Raw genomic sequence first — 17,319 nt, forward strand, 5'->3', positions numbered from 1 at the left:
TCATGGCGCGGGCCTTCGCCCGTGCGCGCGAGGTCGCTTCGCCCTCCCGCACTCCCAGAGAGTATTTGGAGAAAGGGCAAGACATGCTGGAGTGGTCTGCCACCGACCTGTCGCACGCCATCCATACGCGCGAGGTCGCGCCTTCCGAAGTGATGGCCGCATGGCTGGCACAGATCGCGGCGGTTAATGGGCCGGTCAATGCCTTGGTCTCGCTGCGTGACCCGGATCAGCTGATGGCGGAGGCGCGGGCGCTGGATGACATGGCCCCGGCGGGCTGGCTCCATGGCATTCCGTTCGCGGTGAAGGACCTTGTTGCGACCAAGGGGCTGCGGACCACCTGGGGCTCGCCGATCTGGCAGGATCATGTGCCGGTGAAGGATGATCTGGTCGCGGCCCGGCTGCGGTCTGCCCGGGCGGTGATTGCCGCCAAGACCAATGTGCCGGAATGGGGCCAGGGGTCGCATTCCTTCAACCCGGTCTACGGCGTGACGCGCAATCCCTACGACCTGACCCGCAGCGCGGGTGGGTCGTCGGGCGGGGCGGCGGCGGCCTTGGCCAGCCGCATGGCCTGGGTGGCCGACGGGTCCGACATGATGGGCTCCTTGCGCAACCCGGCCGCCTTCTGCAACGTCTATGGCTTTCGCCCGACCTGGGGGCTGGTTCCGCAGGATGCCGAGGGCGATACCTACCTCTCGACCCTGTCGACCGAAGGGCCGATGGCGCGGACCATCGAGGATGTGGCGCGGCTTTTTCTGGTGCTGGCCGGCGAGAACCCGGAAACCCCCTTTCCGCGTGCCGTCCCCGACGTGCTGACGGGGCTCGACCGCGGAGTGAAGGGCCTGCGCATCGGCTGGCTGGCCGACTGGGGCGGGGCCTATCCGATGGAACCGGGGATCCTTGAGGCCTGTGCCACGGGCTTGGCGGTCCTGGAAGAGCTTGGGGCCCAGGTCACCCCCCTGCCCCCGCCCTTCCCGGACGAAAAGCTCTGGTCCGCCTGGGTCACCCTGCGGGCGATGCTGAACGCCGGGTCCAAGCGCGCCTTGGCCGAAGACCCGGCGAAACGGGCGCTGACCAAGCCCGAGACGATCTGGGAGATCGAACAGGGTCTCGGTCTGTCCGCGCAGGCTGTCTACGAGGCCAGCGTGATCCGCAGCCGCTGGCATGCCCATGCCGCGCGGCTGTTCGACCGGTTCGATGCGCTGGTTCTGCCTTCCGCCCAGGTCTGGCCCTTCCCGGCCGACTGGCGCTGGCCGCAGGCGATCAACGGCAAGCCGATGGACACCTATCACCGCTGGATGGAGGTGGTGGTCCCCGCGAGCCTGATCGGCCTGCCCGCTCTGTCGGTGCCCGTCGGGTTCTCGGACACGGGCCTGCCGATAGGCATGCAGATCATCGGGCGGTCAGGCGACGATGCTGGGGTTCTGGCCATCGGCCAGGCCTATCACCGCGCGACCGAATGGCCGCAGCGCCGCCCGCCTCTGGTGGCAGGCGACAATTCGCGCTAGGGCTTGGCCCGCGAGGGAGGCAGCATGCGCGTTCTTGTCATCGGGTCCGGGTCGATCGGGCGCAGGCACCACGACAACCTTCAGGCCTTGGGGGCCTCGTCCCGGCTGTTGTCCTGGCGCGAAGCGGGCTTGGGCGGGGCGCTGGCGGCGATGACGGACACTCAGGCCGTAGTGATCGCCACCGCCACGGACATCCGCCTGCCACTGATCGAGGCTGCAGCGGCGCGCGGCCTGCCGATGTATGTCGAGAAGCCCCTGGCCTTCCGGCCGGAGGAGGTGGAAGCGATTGCTTCGGTTGCGGAGCCGGTTGCGCAGCGATCCATGCTGGGGCTGATGCTGCGCTATCACCCGGCGGTCCGGGCGCTGGCCGCGATGGACTTGGCGGACGTCTTCCAGTTCGCCCTGACCATCGGCCATGACGTGACCCAATGGCGGCAGAACTGGCGGTTTTCCGAAAGCTATGCGGCGCGGCCCGACGGTGGCGGGGTGCTTCTGGACCTCTGCCACGAGTTGGACCTGGCCTGCTGCCTGTTCCCGGGGCTTGAGGTCACGCGCGTCGAAAGCCTGGGCCATCCAGCCTTCCCCGGGGTGGACTTCGCCAGCCGGATTTCCTTGCGCCGTCAGGGGCTTGTCGGCGATGTCTCGATGGACTACCTGACGCCGCTTCTTCACCGCCGCACGACCTTGCGCGGGACGGAACGGATGCAGGATTTTGACTTCGCCGCGCAGGTCTACCGGGTGACCGAGCCCAACGGGTCCCGCCTCTTGGACCTGCCCCTTGAACGCAACGCCATGTTCCTGGACGCGATGCGGGACTTCCTTGGCCTCGCGTTCGGCGGGCCGCAGTCCAGCAACCCACTGATGCCCCGGCTTGATCTGTGCCTCGCTTCGGCACGTCTGGTGGCCGAGGCCTGGTCCCGACGGGCCTTCATCGGTGAAATCACGAAGGAAATCCCATGATCCTGGGTCATATCGGGGCACGAAAAGGCTCCAAGGGCGTCCCGCGCAAGAACTTCCGGATGATCCACGGCAAGCCGCTGATCGACTGGTCGCTGGACCAGCTCTTGACCCATCCCCTGGTCGACGCCGTCGTCGTCAGCACCGATGACGAGGAAATCTACGACCACGCCGTCGCCAAGGGCTGCCTCAAGATCGGCCTACGGCCCGCGCATCTGGCGACCGATACGGCGGGGAAATGGGGCGTCTGGCAGCACGCGCTTGAGGCGTCCGAGGCGCTGATTGGCCCGGTCGATGCCTTCCTGGACCTCGACTGCACCTCGCCCCTGCGCCTGCCCTCGGACATCACCGCAGCGCTGGAAATTTACAAAACCGAACATCCTGACCTGGTGATGAGCTGCTGCGAGGCGCGAAAGAATCCCTATTTCAACCTTGTGGAGCCGGATGCCACAGGCGCTCTGCATGTGTCGAAACCCCTGCCGGGTGGGGTGGTCGCCCGACAGCAGGCGCCGGTCGTCTACGAACACGCGGCCTCGACCTACGTCGTCGATCCGGCCTATCTGAAACGGTCGAAGGGATTGTGGGAGGGGCGCGTCATCCCCTACCTGATGCCACCCGAACGCTGCGTCGACATCGACACGCCGTTCGATTTCCGTCTTGTCGAATTTCTGATGCAGGAGCCCCAGAATGGCTGAGCAACTCAAGGGCCGCACGGTCTTCATCACCGGATCGGGGGGTGTGCTGGGATCAACCTACGTCCGCCGGATGCTGGCCGAGGGCGCGCGGGTGATCGCTTCGGACCTGCCGGGCAAGCGTGCGGATGCCCTGGTTGAGGCGCACGGGGGGAACGAGGCGTTCCGGTTCTACCCGCTGGACGTCGCGAACGAGGACGAGGTGACGGGGATCTTCCAGCGCATCCTGAAGGATGGGTGGGAGCCGAACGTCGTCCTGAACAATGCCGCCATCACCGGAGAGCTGTTGATGGGCGCGGGGCAACCGTTTCCGGACTTTGCCGACCTCAAGGTCAGCGACTGGGAGAAGACGCTGCGGACCAACCTGACGGGGCCGTTCATGATCGCGCGGCAGATGGACCGGGACATCGTCGGCAAGTGGCCCTGCACGCTGATCAACGTGGCCTCGATGTACGCGCTGAACGGGGCGCATCACCGGATTTACGAGGGGATGCCGTTCAAGAATTTCTCGGCCTATGGGGTGACCAAGGCGGGGATTCATGGGCTGACGGTCTGGCTCGCGGGCTACTGGGCGCCGCGGGGGGCGACGGTGAACACGATCGCGCCGGGGGCGGTGTTCAACGGGCATTCCGAGGAATTCCAGCGCCGGGTGGGTGAGCTGATCATGCTGGACCGGATGGCCAAGCCCGACGAGATCGCGGATGCGATGCTGTTCCTGGCCAGCGCCCAGGCGGGGTACATGACCGGGCAGATGGTCAATGTGGATGGGGGTTTCAGCGGGTGGTGAGAAAAGTGTCCACGGTGGACAATCACTGACCACCCAATGAAATCAAGGCCTTGCGATTTTCTGTTTACCTGGTCTTAACTTCTGAATCCAAGGCCGCAAGGGTCTTTTGCGTGGCCCCGGAATGGGCAGCGAAGAAGGCCTGGATCGCGTCGGCCCCTGGTCCGGGCCAGTCGGTCAGGGCTTGCGTCAGCGCCAAGGGCGTCTCGACCCGCAGGCAGACGTCGGCCGCAATCGCCTCGACCGCCGGGTACTCGATGGTGTGAATCTCGGGGCCCACGATCACCGGGCGCTTCAGCGCGAGAGGCTCGATGATGTTGTGCGCGCCATGCGGGGTAAAGCCGCCGCCGGTGATGACGCGGTCGGAGAGGGCAATGTAGAAGTACATCTCGCCCAAGGAGTCGCCCAAGAGGATGTCGGGCGGGTGCCCCCCACCCCCATCCCCTCCCCACGGGGGGGAGGGGAGGTTCTGGGGTGTCAGCGTCGGGCCAAGGTCCTGGCTCCTTCGCAAGTACCGCAGCCCCCGCGCGGCAAGCAGGCCAGCGACCTGGTCGAACCGTTCAGGCTTGCGCGGGACATAGACCACGAATGGGCGCGAGGGGTGGCGGAGCGCGGTCTGAATAGCGTCGAGGTAGAGGTCATCCTCGCCCTCGACCACTGAGGCGAAGGTGATGACCGGGCGGTCCCCCGCGAGCATTGGCCGGAGGGCAAGGGCTGCTTCCACCAGATGCGGCGGGATCGGCTGGTCGAACCGCAACTCGCCGGTGACGTGGATGTTCTGCACCCCGACCGAGGCGAAGCGCTGCGCCTGCAGGTCGGACTTCACGAAGGCCCCGGCAAAGCCCTGCATCAGCTTGTGACGCAGAGTCATCTTCGCGTCGCGTGCCATTGATTTCGTTGGATATTGCGCGTTGCACATGAAGAGCGGCACGGCGGCGCGGCGGGAGGCGAAGATCATCCGGGGCCAGATTTCGATTTCCATGACCAGACCGGCCTTCGGGCGAAACGCCTTGAAGAAACCCGCGTAAGCCCATGACGTCTCGAACGGACTCCAGACGGCCATCAGGCGGCCCCGGGCGATTTCGGCGGCGAAGACCCGTTCCGCCTCACGCCGACCGGCGGGGGTGAAATGGGTGGTGACGACGCGGTCGCCCCGGTCTAGGAGCGCGCGGACCAGCGGCACGGCGGACCGCATTTCGCCCAGCGAAACCGCATGGACCCAGACCGCGCCGGGCAGTCCCGACGGGTAACGGCCAAAGCGTTCGGTAAGGTGCCGGGAATAGAGCGGGTCCTTGCGACCGCGTTTCCAGAGGTAGAGCAGCACCCCCGGCAGGCCGATGTGCCAGAGAAGCGACCAGAGGCGGAGGAAGAGCCAGAGCCTCATGCCAGACCCGCAAGCTGCAAAAGGTCTTCGGCCAGCGGCGCGAGGGAGCCGCGCGCGGTTTCGGCCAGGGCGGCAGCGCGGGCGGCCATGGCGGAATGATCCGACATCAGAGCGGCGATCAGCTGTTCCGGTTGCACCGGCAGCGCCGCCCCGGCCTGGTGCAGGGCGGTGAAATCGGCGGCGAAGTTGGCGATGCGCGGGCCATGCAGGATGGCCGAGCCGAGGGCCGCGGGCTCCCACGGGTTGTGGCCTTCGGTCGGGCCGAAGGTGCCGCCAATCAGCGTCGTGGCGCAAAGCCGGTACCACAGGCCCATCTCACCGAAGGTGTCGACGATCCAGATGTCGGCCTCGGGCCCCTGCCCCGCGCTGCGGAGTGTGGCGGTGAGGCCGTGTTCGGCGGCACGTGCGGCGATCTCGGGCCCGCGCTGCGGATCGCGCGGGGCGATCAGGGTCAGCGGCCGGGGCTGGCGGCGGAGCGCAGAGAGCAGGACGAACTCATCCTCGGGGTGCGAGGAGGCGAGGAGGACGGGGTTGCGGCCGGTCAATGCCTCGCGCGCGGCGGCAAGTTTGGCGGGGTCGGCATTGAGCGGCGGGGCAGCCGCCTTGAGCGAACCGGTGATGGTTACGCACCGGCCACCGAGGGCCTGCAGGTGACCGGCAGTGGTGGTGTCCTGCGAGGTGATCAGGCGGAAACGGGAAAGGAGATCGGCGTAAAGCCCCTGCCAGCGGCGGCGGCGGGCATAGGCTTCGGCGTTCATCCGGGCATTCACCAGGGCAAGCGGGATCCCCCGGGAATCGGTGGCGGCGACGGCCCCCGGCCAGAGGTCCTGTTCGGCCCAGACCGACAGCGCGGGGCGCCAGTGGTCGAGGAAGGCAGCCAGGTAGCCCGGCGCGTCCAAGGGCAGGAATTGGTGGCGGGTGCGCGGCGGCAGGTTGGCGCCGAAGACGTCCGCCGAGCCGCGGGTGGTGGAGGTCACGAGGAAGTGGGCGTCAGTCCGGGCCGCCATGGCCGCGATCAGGCCGCGCAGGGCGAGCGTCTCGCCCAGACCCACGGCATGGAGCCAGATCAGCGGGCCGTCGGGGCGCGGCAGGCTGGGCTGGCCCAGCTTTTCCCGCCAGCGGTCGGGCAGTTCCTTGCCCCGCGCCAGCCGCCGCCGCAGGAGCGTGGGCGCGAACAAGGGAATGGCCCGGCTCGCGGCAAGGTAGGCCCGCAGCAGGGGACCAGACGGGCCGGGCGTCGGGCTAGTCACGGAAGGCCTTTTGCAGGTCCTGCTGCCAGAAGGCGGGCTGGGCCAGGACCTGGACGAAACGCTCGGCAGCGGTGCCCTGGCCGAAGCCAGCGTGCTGTTCGGCCTGGCGGCCCCAATGGGTTTTCAGGAACTCGAGGATTGCCGCGCGGTCTGCGGCCTGGCAGGCTGTGACCGAGGGCGCCTCGGCCCGGTTGGTCTGGCGGGTGCCGATGTCGAGCGAGGGCAGGCCAAGGAACGGTGCCTCGCGCACCCCGGCGCTTGAATTGCCGACCATGCAGGCGGCGTTCTTCATCAGTTCGGAAAAATGCGCGAAGCGCATCGAGGGCAGGACGCGGAAGCGGTCTTTCGGCAGGCGGTCGAGGACGGCAAAGATCTGGCGCGAGCCGGGGTCGTTGTTCGGGGCGATGACGACGAAGTTGCGGCCCGAGGTTTCCAGCGCGGCGAAGAGATCGGCGGCCTGCGCGCCGATGCTGTCCTGTTCCGAGGTCACCGGATGGAAGACCGCGATGCCGTAGTCGTCAAAGGGGATGTCATAGCGCGCGCAGACCTCGGCCAGCGTGACGCCGGAGGGGCGGGCGTGGAAATCGAGTTCCGGTGAGCCGATGGCATGGATCGTCTCCTCGGGTTCGCCGAGCGCGCGGACGCGGCGGGCGGCGGCGTCGGAGGAGACGAAATGGTGGGTGCAGAGCTTGGTGTTGCAGTGGCGGAAGACCTCGTCGATGGTGCCCGAGACCTCGCCGCCCTCGACATGGGCCGAGCGGATGTAGTTGGTGGCGGCGACCAGCGCGCCGGCCAGCGCCTCGATCCGGTCGCCGTGGAGGATGATGAGGTCGGGCTTTTCGGCGCGGATGTAAGCGGAGAAGCCGGTGACGGTGCGGGCGAGGACGAGGTCCTGCGGGTCACCTTCGGCCTGGTTGACGAATTCCTGAACTCCCACCCCGCGCATGCGGCGGACCTCGTTCACGGTCAGGCCATAGCGGTCAAGCATGTGCATGCCGGTGACGAAGAAGGTCGCCCGGTGCCCGGCATCACGGGCGGCGGCGGCGAGCGGTTCCAGCTTGCCGAAGTCGGCGCGGGTGCCGGTGAGGAAGAGAAGGTGGCGGGTCATGGGTCCACGCGTTCGAAGGCGACGACGGTTTCGAACGACTGTTCGACCACCGGCACCAGACCTGCGTCCAGGAAGGACCGGAAGTTCCGGGCCATGCCCTGCCGGTTGACGATCTGGGGGTGCAGTTCGATCACGGCGGCGCGCAGGCCCGTCAGCGGCAGGACGGGGATCAGTTCGGCTTCTGCGCCTTCGATATCGCAGATCAAGAGGTCGGGGCGCAGGCCATGAAAAGGCAGCGTCGGCCAGAACCGGTGATCGGCATAGCTGAGGCTGGCGGTCTGCTTCATCCACGGCTCCATGGCCCCGGGAACGGGGTGGCCAACCTTTGCGCCGAGCCGCGCGGTTTCGCAACCCGGTCCTGGGCTGGCGAGCCAGAGACGGCCTGTCACCACGCGCACGCCGGGAAAGATCAGTCGACGCGCTTGCCGCGCAGTACCCTGAGGGCGTCACGAATGCCAAGCACGACCCTGCGCACCGGATTCTTGTGCTTGCTGAGGCGAATGGTCTGCAGCTTGCTCATGCCCATGACATGGCTTGCCTGAGCTTCGGCATTCGCCTCTGGCGGGACACCCACATGTGTCCACCCGGTCAGCTGACTGCCAGTCTTGGCGCGTAATGTGGCATCGAGAAAAGCCCTGCCGTACCGCTGATCGGGTTCCAGGTGGCACCCTTCGGCCCATTCGTTCCAGGCGTTGATGAAGACAAGACCGTCCTTGCCGCCGGTTTCGCGCCGCGTCTCCTGGATCGCGCGGTGAAGCCAGTATTCATAGTTCTCCGGCGTGCCGTTCAGCGTGACCAAAGCCCGCGCCTTCCGGCGTGCGGTGTTGTCCCATGAGGGGTACACGGTGCGGTGGACGTTCGGTTCGTCAGACCGGTCGCGGTCAAGGTAGAATTCCGCCACATCCTTCATTTCAGGCAGAACACCCATAAACCTTTCGAAGAAGCCAACGTTTTCGAGGTGCTTGTTGATTTCAGGCTTTAGGTTGTGGGGCGGAAACTCGACGCCGGCATCGAAACCCACGGACTTATAGGACCAGTTGCCGTGGGTCAGCGCGCAGACCAGATGCAGTTCGCCCAGACCAAGGGCCTGCGCTTCCTGGCGCCACGTCGCAACCCAGGCCCGTGAATCCGGCAATTGCTGCGGCCGATACACGACTATGACCTTGCGGCCATTGTGGGTCAGATAGCGTGGATCCCTGAGATAGGGCAGCATCGAGCGTAAGGATTCCACCGGGTCTTCGGGCCGATAGTCCTGCTTGATCAGCAGCTCATGGTCCTTGGCATCCCAGCGGCGGGTCCAGTTTTCGTTGGCCCAGCACAAGCAGAACGGCATGTCGGCTTCGGGATCGGCCAACATATCGTCCAGCGGGCGTTCCATCAGGCGTTTGCCCGAAAACCAGTAATAGTGGTAGCAGAAGGCGTCGATCCCGTAAGCTTTGGCCATTGCGACCTGCTCGCGCCGCACTTCGGGCAAGCGCAAATCGTAAAACCCCAGGTCAGACGGCAAATGCGGCTGGTAGTGGCCCACATACATCGGCTTCGCGCGGGTCACGTTCGTCCATTCGGTGAAGCCCTTGCCCCACCATTCGTCATTTTCCTTGAACGGATGAAACTGCGGCAAGTAAAATGCCACCAGCCGGACATCGGCACGGTCTTCAGTCACAACAATCCACCCTTTACTTTGCGAAACGCTTCGCGAGCTTTTTTCTCAGTTTGCGCAGGCGAGACGACACGTTGCGTTTCGGGCCCTTGACCGGAAAGCTGCCGATCGGACTGCGCTCGTCGACGACCCGGGTTGCCGCATGGTGCCGCATCGCGCGGTTCCACATGTCGAAGGTGTCCTGATCGGGGGGAACCGGCGTCTGTGCCAGAAGGTCGAGCCCCCGCTCGTCGCCGTTTGCCGGACGAAGCCGAACGACGGCCTGCAGCACATGGGAAAACCGGTTGCGCTGGATGGCCGCTCTGACATCAGAGGGTATACGGTCCCAACGGCCCACAAACTCGGTCATTTCGGGTGTGCGGACAACAAACTCGGCCTGTTCGATGGCCAAGCCCGCGCCGTTGATAAGGGCCTGCATGTTCTTGATGCCAAAGAAGCGAACATGGGTACGGTCGAGTAGTCCCCAGGGCCCATACTCGAAATCCTCGTCCAGGAGACAGGCCACGACGGCGGCGTGCCCGACATGGGGGATCGACAGGATGATCTGGCCGCCATCGTTGAGCAGCGATTTCATTTCGGCCAGCACCGCCCAGGGATCGAGCACGTGTTCCAGCACGTCTGCAGCAATCACGAAATCGAACTTGCCGCGCCGGGCAGCGATCTCCTGGCTCCACCCGGCGTTGTTCAGATCGCCCGGATAGGCGTTGAGGCCATAGGATTTCAGGACTTCAATCGCCGAAGGGTCAACTTCAAGCGCGTCGACGTCGCAGCCGAGCGTGTTCGCCAGATGCCGGGTGATCGAGCCTGGACCAGCCCCGATTTCAAGAACCTTGCTGCCGCGCCGCACCATGCGGATCACGCGGGCGGGCGCCGTGTCGGACGTCAGGTCGATGTCGTAATCGTAAACGTGCTTCTGTTCGCTCATCCCTTGTCCACCACTTGACGTCACTTTCTGGCCGCGCTCGCAAGGCGAGTGCACCCCGAACGGCCGCATGCCCTAGTTGCTCCGCTATCGCCAAATACGCGAAATGGAAAGATTGAATGCGTCCAAAGTGGCGAAACGCGCCCATCGCGTCCATGCCATCTGGCGGAATATGGGCGGACGGCTGACCGGGTGACAGCGGTCCGGTCAAGGCGGGAAATTGTTGACAGGTCCGCGCAAGAGGCAGGCCGAGAGTTACTCGGCTGCAAGATCCGTCCCTAGCAAAAGCTTATCCCGGGCCACGCGTTCGCGGATTTCGGCAAGCGCTATCTTGTTGTCGACCGCCAGATCGCCGGTGTCGACGGCTTCCAGAAAGCGGATCCGGCCCAGCTGGAAAAGTCGGCCCGGGTGCTTCTTCACGAAGCCCGTGTCGAAGATCAGCTCGGTGGCCCAGCTGAAGGACGCGTTGAAGCGCCGACGTTCCACGACCGCGCGGATGTGATCCAGCGCCTTGTCGCGCCAGTGCCCGTCGCGCGGTGCGGCCAGCAGGGCCTTGCCCGTCAGGGCAAACTCTTCGTCGGAATAGGCGGCGTAGCGCAAAGTTTGCTCAAGGAACTCGTCCGGTCGGCTTTCAATCGCCGAGATGAACTGGCTGCGCCGGGACAAGGCGCCAACGCGCAGTCCGGCGGCGGCAATCGCCTTGGAGAAGCCGATCTCGCCCCGCCGGATGGTCAGCGTCTTTGAACTGGTTTGAGGATAGGATTGCCAAAATGCCCTGAAGGCGTTGGTCCGGTATGTCGTTTCGGGGACCAGCGTCACGTAGGATTCGATGTGTTCCGCAAGCTTCCTGCGACGCCGCCAGCGGGCCCGTTCCTTGGCGTATTCGTTGCGGGCCGGGACATGGAGGAAGAGCCCGGTCATGTCGAATTCGGCGGCTTCCAGCCTTTGGATCACGCTGCTGCTGTGGTTCAGCGGAAACCAGATGCTGTCGTTCATCAGGATAAGGAAGCGCGGAGTGCGATCCCGGCGCATGAGATAGTGGATGCCATCGCGGTAGCCGCCGAAGTCGTAGCCGAAGTTCGGCCGTTCCAGCACGCGCCAGACCAGTCCGGCCAAGCGATCCCGGTCTTCCGGACGCAATCCCTTGTTCGCCACCACCAGAACGGCATAGCCATTGGCCGACATGAAACGGCAGGTTTCCAGCAGCGAGGCTGCAAGTCCGTCAGGCTGGTAAATCAGAAGAATGCAGTAGCGGTCACCGGTGGGTTCCGCCGTTCCGGTCACCGATATGCGCTGCCAGCGCGTCCGGTCGTAGTTCCAGCGCTGCACCGGTTCCACCAGCCGCCGGGGTAATTCGCGAAACTTGTCGACGATGCGCCAGAGCTCTCGCTTGACCTTCCAGCCCGGTGTCACGCCAGATCGCCCCACCGCAACTGGGTGTTCCGCGTGACTGCTCGGGTCAGGCGCTTGCCCAGGACCTTGTCGAAGTCATAGGCCGCGATCTCTCCGGACCCCGGGCGGCGGGCCCAGATGTCGGCCTCCTGAATCACATGACCCGCGGGGAGGTCCTTGTCGGCCACGACCGAGCCGCGGGCAAAGCGGTAGACGTCCTCTTCGGGTGCGCTGCGTTGCTTGGGGTTGTTGGCGGCGATCCAGATTTCCTTGGACCGGTCGATCAGGAAGCGCAGCTCTGCCGGGTCCATCGAGTTGATGATGTCGGGCCCCTTGCGGTAGCGGGTGTCGGTGTAGTGGCGTTCCAGGATGCAGGCGCCCAGGGCCACCGAAGCGAGCGCCATTTCCGGGCCGATGGAGTGGTCGGAGAAGCCCACGACCGCCTTGGGGAAGGCCTGCTTCAGTTCCGTGACGCCCCTCAAGGAGACGATCTCGGCCGGACTGGGGTAGAGGTTCGTGCATTCCAGCAACGCATACTCGACCCCCGCCTTGTCGAGGATATCTACGGAAGCACGAATGGTTTCAATGGTTTGCATGCCGGTCGACAGGATTACGGGCTTGCCCTTCCGCGCGATGTGGCGGATGAGGGGCAGGTTGTCGGCCTCACCTGACCCGATCTTGTAGGCAGGGACATCCTGCGTCTCCAGCCAGTCGGCGGCGGCGCGGGAGAAGGGGGTGGATATCCAGATCAGCCCCAGGCTTTCGGTATAGCGCTTCAGCTCCGCCTCTTCGTCCCGCGTCAGGGTGCAGCGTTCCATCACATGCCAGATCGAGACATCGGCATTGGGCGGGAAGATCGACTTGGCCTCGTCGGTCATCTCGTCTTCAAGGATGTGGGTCTGGTGCTTGATCATCTCGCAGCCCGCGCCCGCCGCCAGCCGCACCATCTCTTTCGCGACGGCCAGGTCGCCGCCGTGGTTGATGCCGATCTCGGCGATGACAAGCGGGGGGTGGCCGGGGCCGATCTCGCGGTGGGCGATCTTCATTGCGGGTCTCCGAAAGGCTGGTGCCCGTGCTGCATGAGGCCGGTGCCCCTGTCAAGCCGGGGGCCGTCAGCCCAGCGGATAGCGGACCAGCACCTCGTACTGCGGGCCGCGCGCGGTCAGGTGGCTGCGCCAGAGGGTCAGTTCCGTCACCTCCCAAGGCTCGGTGCGAAAGCCGGTGCCCATGGCGACGGCGCGTTCGAGCCGGGCGATGTCGGCGGGGTCGGGGGTCGGAAAGCGGCCCAGGGTGACATGCGGAGTGAACTTGCGGCCGTCGACCGCGCATCCCGCGCGGCGGGCGATGGTTTCGACCTTGGCCTGCAGGCGGGTGAGTTGGGCCGAGGCGGCGACACCGGCCCAGGCGGCATGCGGCTTGGCCTTGCCGAAAAGACCAAGGCCCTGCAGGGCCAGCGTGAAACGGGGCTCGCGCAGGGCCTCGAACCCTTCATGCGCGGCCTCCAGCACCGGTTCCGGGCATTCGCCCAGAAAGACCAGCGTCAGGTGCAGGTTTTCCGGTTCCACCTTGCGCGGCAGGGGCATCAGGAACTGCTGCACCTGAAGCGCGCCGCGCACGGGTTGCGGCAGGTCGATCCCAAGGAAGGCGCGGATCATCGCCGCGCCAGCACCGCCAGGCGGTCGCGGATTTCGGCCCGGACGGGGCCTTCGCGGGGGGCGTCGATCAGGGTTTCCAGCATATCGGCTGCGGGCGGGGGTCTGGTGCCGCCATTCCAGCCTAGACCCTCTAGCACGGCCTGAGCGGCGGGGGGAAGCCGGTCCGGCAGCTCGCGCCCCGACAAAAGCCCCCAGATCGCCGTCCAAAGCCGCCCGACCGACCAGGGGTTGTAGCCGCCCCCACCCAGGACCAGGACACGGGGAGCCAGGGGGACCAGCGCCTGCACCGCCTCCAGATAGGCGCGGTTCGACAGGGTCAGGCGGGACAGCGGGTCTTCGGTCAGGCTGTCGGCGCCGCATTGCAGGACCAGCGCTTCGGGGCGGAACTCGGCGACGCGGGGCAGGATCAGGCCGTGCAGGACCGCCCGCGCCTCGCTGTCGTTGTAGCCGCGCGGCACCGGCAGGTTGAAGGCCGATCCCTGGGCGGTGTCGGTCATAAGGCCGGTGAAGGGCCAGCGGCCTTCTTCGTGCACAGAGATCATCCGCACGCCTTCGTCCCCGGCAAAGGCCAGTTCCACCCCGTCGCAGTGATGCGCATCAAGGTCGACATAGGCGATGCGGGTCAGGCTGCGCTGCAGGACCTTGATGCCCAGGACCACATCGTTCAGGTAGCAGAAGCCGTTCGCCCGCCCCGGCAGGCCGTGGTGCGTGCCCCCGCCGGGGATGTGGATGACGCCCGGGGTCCGCGTGACAAGCTCTGCCGCCAGCATCACCCCACCTGCCCCGGTCGCCGGGCGGCGGTAGACCTCGGGGAAGACCGGGTTCGACAGGGTGCCGAGGTGGAAGCGTTCGCGCATCTCTGGCGTCGCTTCGTCCAGGGCCTCGGCCGCTTGCAGGGCGGCGATGTAGGCCGGGTCGTGCCAGAGGGTCAGCGCCGCAGGCTTAGCGCGGGGGCTGGTGCGGAAGCGGTCGGGCGGCAGCCAGTCCAGCGCGCGGGCCAGGTCCATCACGGCGGAGACCCGCGGCACCCGCAGGGGATGGCGCGTGCCATAGGACGAACCACGATAGATCTCGGACCCGATGAACAGGGAGGCAGCCAGCGTCACGCCAGGGGCCGGCGGCGGCCCGAGGATCATTCCAGCATCGCTTCGATCCGCCCGGCGATCTGGCGTCCCTCGGGCTTGACCGGTGCACCGAAGGTTCCGGCGATGCTGCCATCGGGCGCGATCAGCACCTTGTTGAAGTTCCAGCCGGGGACAAAACCTGTCTGGTCCTGCACCCAGTCATAGAACGGATGCGCTTCCGCGCCCTTCACATGAGTGATCTCGGTCATCGGCAGGGTCAGATCGAACGTCAGGGCGCAGTATTCCTTGACCGCGGCTTCATCCGCCAGCTCCTGGTCAAAATCGTTCGACGGCACTGCCAGGATGAGAGCCTTGTCCCCGAACCGTTCGTGCAGCGCCTGCAGCCCGTCGAACTGCCCGGCATAGCCGCAGAGCGAAGCGGTGTTGACCACCAGCACCGGCTTGCCGCGCCAGTCGTCCAGATCGATCACGCCGCCGTCGATCGAGGCAAAACGGAAGCCGTCCGCAGCCCAGGCAGGGGACAAGGCCGTGGCTGCCAAAAGGCTGGTCAGGAACCGGATCATGCTGCCTCCTTTTGCATCCTGCATCGAAAAGTCAGATAAACCGACCCCGTTTCAGGTCAAATTTTCCGGTTTCCCCTGTGAATTTTTCCACAGCCATGCCATATTGTTGCTGAGGATAAGGGCAGATCCAAGTCCCGGTAAACGGGCGATCAGGTAGGCGTGAGATGGGTTGGCAGGACAAGATACCGGCACAGGGTGCCGGTCTGGGACATGCGAAGGTGCAGTACGGGGCCTTATGCTGGCGGGACGGCGACGCCGGGGTCGAGGTGCTCTTGATCACCAGCCGCGACACCGGGCGCTGGGTCATCCCGAAGGGCTGGCCGATGCCCGGGCTTGCGCCCGAAGCCGCCGCCGCCCAGGAAGCCTGGGAAGAGGCCGGGGTGAATGGCCAGATCAACCCGCTGTGCATCGGTCGGTTCGGCTATCAGAAGGGGATTTCCGTCTCGGCCACGGTGCCCTGTGCGGTCGCGGTCTACGGCCTGCGGGTGGCAAAGCTGGCGACAAGCTACCCCGAGGCGAAGGAACGCCAGCGGAAATGGTTCCCCTTGGCCGAGGCGGCAAGCCTGGTCGCGGAACCGGAACTGCGGCAGATCATCGCCGGGTTCACGCCCCCCGAAGGCGGCCGTCCGGCCCCGATTGCTGCGGACGATGACGATGACGATGACGATCCGCGCCCGCGCAATAGCGATGGCAAGCGGCGGGGGCATTGACGTTTTCCCGGGCGTCGTTACCTAAAGGTCCGGCAGGATGCAGGCAGACGACCGATGATCCGATACAGTCTTCGTTGCGCCAAGGACCATGCGTTTGAAAGCTGGTTCAAGGGTGCTGATGCCTTTGCCGCGCTGCAGGGGGCGGGACAGGTGTCTTGTCCGGTCTGCGGCTCGACCGAGGTGAGGAAGGACCTGATGGCGCCTGCCGTCCGGCCCGCCCGCAAGGCTGCCGCCGTCCCGCATGAGGCGGAGGCCCGGCCCGACCTGTCGGCCCCGGCGTCCGAGCTGGAGGCGAAGATCGCCGAGTTGAAGCGGCAGATCGAGAAAAACTCGGAATATGTCGGCATGAACTTCGCCGCCGAGGCGCGGGCGATGCATGCAGGTGAGGCTCCCGGTCGTGCGATCCATGGCGAGGCCAAGCCCGAGGAGGCGCGGGCCCTGATCGAGGAAGGCCTGCCGGTCGCGCCCCTGCCCTTCCTGCCGGCCCGCAAGGTCAACTGAGCCCCCGGCCTGTCCACGGTGGACAGCCCCTGCGGCCTGAATGATTTCAATGGCTTGGTCGCGGGCGTTTACCGTCTGTCAACACCTGTGCGCGAGGGCGAATGCGCCGTCCAGAGGGCTGTCCGGCAGCCCTGCCCGCGTGGACCGATCCGCGCATCAGGCGCAGCGGCCCGTCCTGGTCCGGGCCGTTCTGGCCCCGGGCGCGTCGCGCGCCCCAAGGCCCGATAGATCAGTAGATGTAGCGGATCTGTTCGGTCCAGAACCGTTCCATCCGTTTCAGCGAAATGTTGATTTCATCCATCCCCGAGGCGTCGATCAGCGCGCGCTTTTCGATGCCTTCGGAATGGCGGGCGAAGAGGTCGGACAGGACGCCCCGGACCTGGCGGCCCTTCTCCGTCAGCCGCACCCGCACCGAGCGACGGTCAATCTCGGACCGCTGGTGGTGCATGTAGCCCAGTTCCACCAGCTTCTTCAGGTTGTAGCTGACGTTCGAGCCCTGGTAGTAGCCGCGCGATTTCAGTTCGCCGGCCGTCACCTCATTCTCGCCGATGTTGAACAGAAGCAGCGCCTGGACCGAGTTGATTTCCAGGATCGAGAGCCGTTCGAATTCGTCCTTGATCACGTCAAGCAGCAGCCGGTGCAGCCGTTCGACCAGGGCAAGGTTGTCAAGGTAGCAGGACAGGAACGCCTTTTGCGACCCATCCAGCACCGGGGCATACATTGTCATACCGTTTCTCCACCGTTCGGACGGGCACAGAATCGGCACAAACCGCAAACATTCCGTAAACTTGCAGAGAACTTCGATTATTTTTCGCGCGAAAGTCGCGTCTCGGCAAAGGCGGTGATCCGGGCCAGCAGGCCTGCCAGCGCAGGCGGGGGCGCGGACTGGCCCAGGATCCAGGCCATCAGGTCCTGATCGTTTTCCGCCAGCAGGGCATCGTAGAGATCAAGCTCTGGCCCCGTCATCGCCGCAAGGTTCGCGTCGGCGAAAGGCCCCAGCACCAGGTCCATCTCCTTGGTCCCGCGCCGCCAGGATCGCATCGCCATCCGCTTCAGGCGTGCTTCAGCCGTCTCGCCCATCTGCCCACCGTTCCCGCTTGAACCGCATCGGGGCGGACCCTAAGACAGGCGCGAGCAAAGTTCCATCGCCG

19 protein-coding genes are annotated in these 17,319 nt (G+C 65.9%); 6 read left to right on the top strand and 13 right to left on the bottom strand.

Annotated features, from left to right (window positions below):
- The first annotated feature begins 83 nt into the window (after nt 1-83).
- Genes AC2EAL_RS06830 through AC2EAL_RS06845 form a run of 4 tightly spaced genes read left to right on the top strand, consistent with a single transcriptional unit; the run spans nt 84 to nt 3,941 of the window.
- Nucleotides 84-1,505: an amidase gene (locus tag AC2EAL_RS06830; RefSeq protein WP_484723448.1), complete on the top strand. Its 1,422-nt coding sequence runs from the start codon at nt 84-86 to the stop codon at nt 1,503-1,505.
- 24 nt (nt 1,506-1,529) lie between these two features.
- Nucleotides 1,530-2,465, top strand: coding sequence for a Gfo/Idh/MocA family protein (locus tag AC2EAL_RS06835; RefSeq protein ID WP_484723449.1), 936 nt, complete (start codon nt 1,530-1,532; stop codon nt 2,463-2,465).
- Complete coding sequence (locus AC2EAL_RS06840) at nt 2,462-3,157, top strand: acylneuraminate cytidylyltransferase family protein (protein ID WP_484723450.1); 696 nt, start codon at nt 2,462-2,464, stop codon at nt 3,155-3,157. Before AC2EAL_RS06835 ends, AC2EAL_RS06840 begins: the two co-directional genes overlap by 4 nt.
- Nucleotides 3,150-3,941: an SDR family NAD(P)-dependent oxidoreductase gene (locus tag AC2EAL_RS06845; protein ID WP_484723451.1), complete on the top strand. Its 792-nt coding sequence runs from the start codon at nt 3,150-3,152 to the stop codon at nt 3,939-3,941. Before AC2EAL_RS06840 ends, AC2EAL_RS06845 begins: the two co-directional genes overlap by 8 nt.
- Before the next feature lie 64 nt (nt 3,942-4,005).
- Here AC2EAL_RS06845 and AC2EAL_RS06850 read toward each other — a convergent pair whose 3' ends face one another.
- The 11 genes from AC2EAL_RS06850 to AC2EAL_RS06900 all read right to left on the bottom strand — a co-directional run bounded on the left by AC2EAL_RS06850 (nt 4,006) and on the right by AC2EAL_RS06900 (nt 14,957).
- Nucleotides 4,006-5,322, bottom strand: a complete 1,317-nt coding sequence (locus AC2EAL_RS06850; protein ID WP_484723452.1) for a 3-deoxy-D-manno-octulosonic acid transferase — start codon at nt 5,320-5,322, stop codon at nt 4,006-4,008.
- The gene (locus AC2EAL_RS06855) at nt 5,319-6,572 is read right to left on the bottom strand and encodes a 3-deoxy-D-manno-octulosonic acid transferase (protein ID WP_484723453.1); all 1,254 of its coding nucleotides are present in this window, start codon (nt 6,570-6,572) and stop codon (nt 5,319-5,321) included. Before AC2EAL_RS06855 ends, AC2EAL_RS06850 begins: the two co-directional genes overlap by 4 nt.
- Complete coding sequence (gene neuC, locus AC2EAL_RS06860; RefSeq protein ID WP_484723454.1) at nt 6,565-7,680, bottom strand: UDP-N-acetylglucosamine 2-epimerase; 1,116 nt, start codon at nt 7,678-7,680, stop codon at nt 6,565-6,567. Before neuC ends, AC2EAL_RS06855 begins: the two co-directional genes overlap by 8 nt.
- Nucleotides 7,677-7,967, bottom strand: coding sequence for a hypothetical protein (locus AC2EAL_RS06865; protein WP_484723455.1), 291 nt, complete (start codon nt 7,965-7,967; stop codon nt 7,677-7,679). The genes neuC and AC2EAL_RS06865 overlap by 4 nt, the downstream gene beginning before the upstream one ends.
- A 122-nt stretch (nt 7,968-8,089) precedes the next feature.
- Nucleotides 8,090-9,343 carry a glycosyltransferase WbsX family protein gene (locus AC2EAL_RS06870; protein WP_484723456.1) on the bottom strand — a complete coding sequence of 418 codons (1,254 nt, stop codon included), beginning with the start codon at nt 9,341-9,343 and terminating at the stop codon, nt 8,090-8,092.
- 13 nt (nt 9,344-9,356) lie between these two features.
- Complete coding sequence (locus tag AC2EAL_RS06875; RefSeq protein ID WP_484723457.1) at nt 9,357-10,265, bottom strand: class I SAM-dependent methyltransferase; 909 nt, start codon at nt 10,263-10,265, stop codon at nt 9,357-9,359.
- A gap of 252 nt (nt 10,266-10,517) precedes the next feature.
- Complete coding sequence (locus tag AC2EAL_RS06880) at nt 10,518-11,675, bottom strand: rhamnan synthesis F family protein (RefSeq protein WP_484723458.1); 1,158 nt, start codon at nt 11,673-11,675, stop codon at nt 10,518-10,520.
- A complete protein-coding gene (locus AC2EAL_RS06885) occupies nt 11,672-12,700 on the bottom strand; it encodes an N-acetylneuraminate synthase family protein (protein ID WP_484723459.1) in 1,029 nt (342 codons plus the stop codon). The genes AC2EAL_RS06880 and AC2EAL_RS06885 overlap by 4 nt, the downstream gene beginning before the upstream one ends.
- A 66-nt stretch (nt 12,701-12,766) precedes the next feature.
- Nucleotides 12,767-13,309, bottom strand: a complete 543-nt coding sequence (thpR, locus tag AC2EAL_RS06890; RefSeq protein WP_484723460.1) for an RNA 2',3'-cyclic phosphodiesterase — start codon at nt 13,307-13,309, stop codon at nt 12,767-12,769.
- Complete coding sequence (locus AC2EAL_RS06895) at nt 13,306-14,445, bottom strand: acetoin utilization protein AcuC (RefSeq protein WP_484723461.1); 1,140 nt, start codon at nt 14,443-14,445, stop codon at nt 13,306-13,308. The genes thpR and AC2EAL_RS06895 overlap by 4 nt, the downstream gene beginning before the upstream one ends.
- Complete coding sequence (locus AC2EAL_RS06900) at nt 14,442-14,957, bottom strand: glutathione peroxidase (RefSeq protein WP_484723462.1); 516 nt, start codon at nt 14,955-14,957, stop codon at nt 14,442-14,444. Before AC2EAL_RS06900 ends, AC2EAL_RS06895 begins: the two co-directional genes overlap by 4 nt.
- Before the next feature lie 164 nt (nt 14,958-15,121).
- On the opposite strand from AC2EAL_RS06900, the gene AC2EAL_RS06905 reads away from it, so the two are divergent.
- Both AC2EAL_RS06905 and AC2EAL_RS06910 read left to right on the top strand, forming a co-directional pair.
- On the top strand, nt 15,122-15,667 hold the full coding sequence (locus AC2EAL_RS06905; RefSeq protein WP_484723463.1) for an NUDIX hydrolase: 546 nt from the start codon (nt 15,122-15,124) through the stop codon (nt 15,665-15,667).
- 54 nt (nt 15,668-15,721) lie between these two features.
- Nucleotides 15,722-16,168 (top strand): DUF1178 family protein, encoded by a 447-nt coding sequence (locus AC2EAL_RS06910; RefSeq protein WP_484723464.1) that lies wholly within the window; start codon nt 15,722-15,724, stop codon nt 16,166-16,168.
- A 229-nt stretch (nt 16,169-16,397) separates the two neighbouring features.
- Here the strand turns inward: AC2EAL_RS06910 and AC2EAL_RS06915 are convergent, their stop codons facing one another.
- Together AC2EAL_RS06915 and AC2EAL_RS06920 are read right to left on the bottom strand one after the other, a co-directional pair.
- Nucleotides 16,398-16,895 (bottom strand): MarR family winged helix-turn-helix transcriptional regulator, encoded by a 498-nt coding sequence (locus AC2EAL_RS06915; RefSeq protein ID WP_484723465.1) that lies wholly within the window; start codon nt 16,893-16,895, stop codon nt 16,398-16,400.
- Nucleotides 16,896-16,972: 77 nt separating this feature from the next.
- Nucleotides 16,973-17,248, bottom strand: a complete 276-nt coding sequence (locus tag AC2EAL_RS06920; protein ID WP_484723466.1) for an FAD assembly factor SdhE — start codon at nt 17,246-17,248, stop codon at nt 16,973-16,975.
- Nucleotides 17,249-17,319: the final 71 nt, after the last annotated feature.

The organism is Tabrizicola sp. T74, from assembly GCF_057219935.1.

Coding starts and splice junctions, on each gene's coding strand:
- thpR (WP_484723460.1), bottom strand. CDS start 13,309: ATGATCCGCGCCTTCCTTGGGATCGACCTGCCGCAACCCGTGCGCGGC.
- AC2EAL_RS06905 (WP_484723463.1), top strand. CDS start 15,122: ATGGGTTGGCAGGACAAGATACCGGCACAGGGTGCCGGTCTGGGACAT.
- AC2EAL_RS06850 (WP_484723452.1), bottom strand. CDS start 5,322: ATGAGGCTCTGGCTCTTCCTCCGCCTCTGGTCGCTTCTCTGGCACATC.
- AC2EAL_RS06840 (WP_484723450.1), top strand. CDS start 2,462: ATGATCCTGGGTCATATCGGGGCACGAAAAGGCTCCAAGGGCGTCCCG.
- AC2EAL_RS06835 (WP_484723449.1), top strand. CDS start 1,530: ATGCGCGTTCTTGTCATCGGGTCCGGGTCGATCGGGCGCAGGCACCAC.
- AC2EAL_RS06915 (WP_484723465.1), bottom strand. CDS start 16,895: ATGACAATGTATGCCCCGGTGCTGGATGGGTCGCAAAAGGCGTTCCTG.
- AC2EAL_RS06845 (WP_484723451.1), top strand. CDS start 3,150: ATGGCTGAGCAACTCAAGGGCCGCACGGTCTTCATCACCGGATCGGGG.
- AC2EAL_RS06830 (WP_484723448.1), top strand. CDS start 84: ATGCTGGAGTGGTCTGCCACCGACCTGTCGCACGCCATCCATACGCGC.
- AC2EAL_RS06910 (WP_484723464.1), top strand. CDS start 15,722: ATGATCCGATACAGTCTTCGTTGCGCCAAGGACCATGCGTTTGAAAGC.
- AC2EAL_RS06920 (WP_484723466.1), bottom strand. CDS start 17,248: ATGGGCGAGACGGCTGAAGCACGCCTGAAGCGGATGGCGATGCGATCC.
- AC2EAL_RS06875 (WP_484723457.1), bottom strand. CDS start 10,265: ATGAGCGAACAGAAGCACGTTTACGATTACGACATCGACCTGACGTCC.
- neuC (WP_484723454.1), bottom strand. CDS start 7,680: ATGACCCGCCACCTTCTCTTCCTCACCGGCACCCGCGCCGACTTCGGC.
- AC2EAL_RS06900 (WP_484723462.1), bottom strand. CDS start 14,957: ATGATCCGGTTCCTGACCAGCCTTTTGGCAGCCACGGCCTTGTCCCCT.
- AC2EAL_RS06865 (WP_484723455.1), bottom strand. CDS start 7,967: ATGAAGCAGACCGCCAGCCTCAGCTATGCCGATCACCGGTTCTGGCCG.
- AC2EAL_RS06895 (WP_484723461.1), bottom strand. CDS start 14,445: ATGATCCTCGGGCCGCCGCCGGCCCCTGGCGTGACGCTGGCTGCCTCC.
- AC2EAL_RS06885 (WP_484723459.1), bottom strand. CDS start 12,700: ATGAAGATCGCCCACCGCGAGATCGGCCCCGGCCACCCCCCGCTTGTC.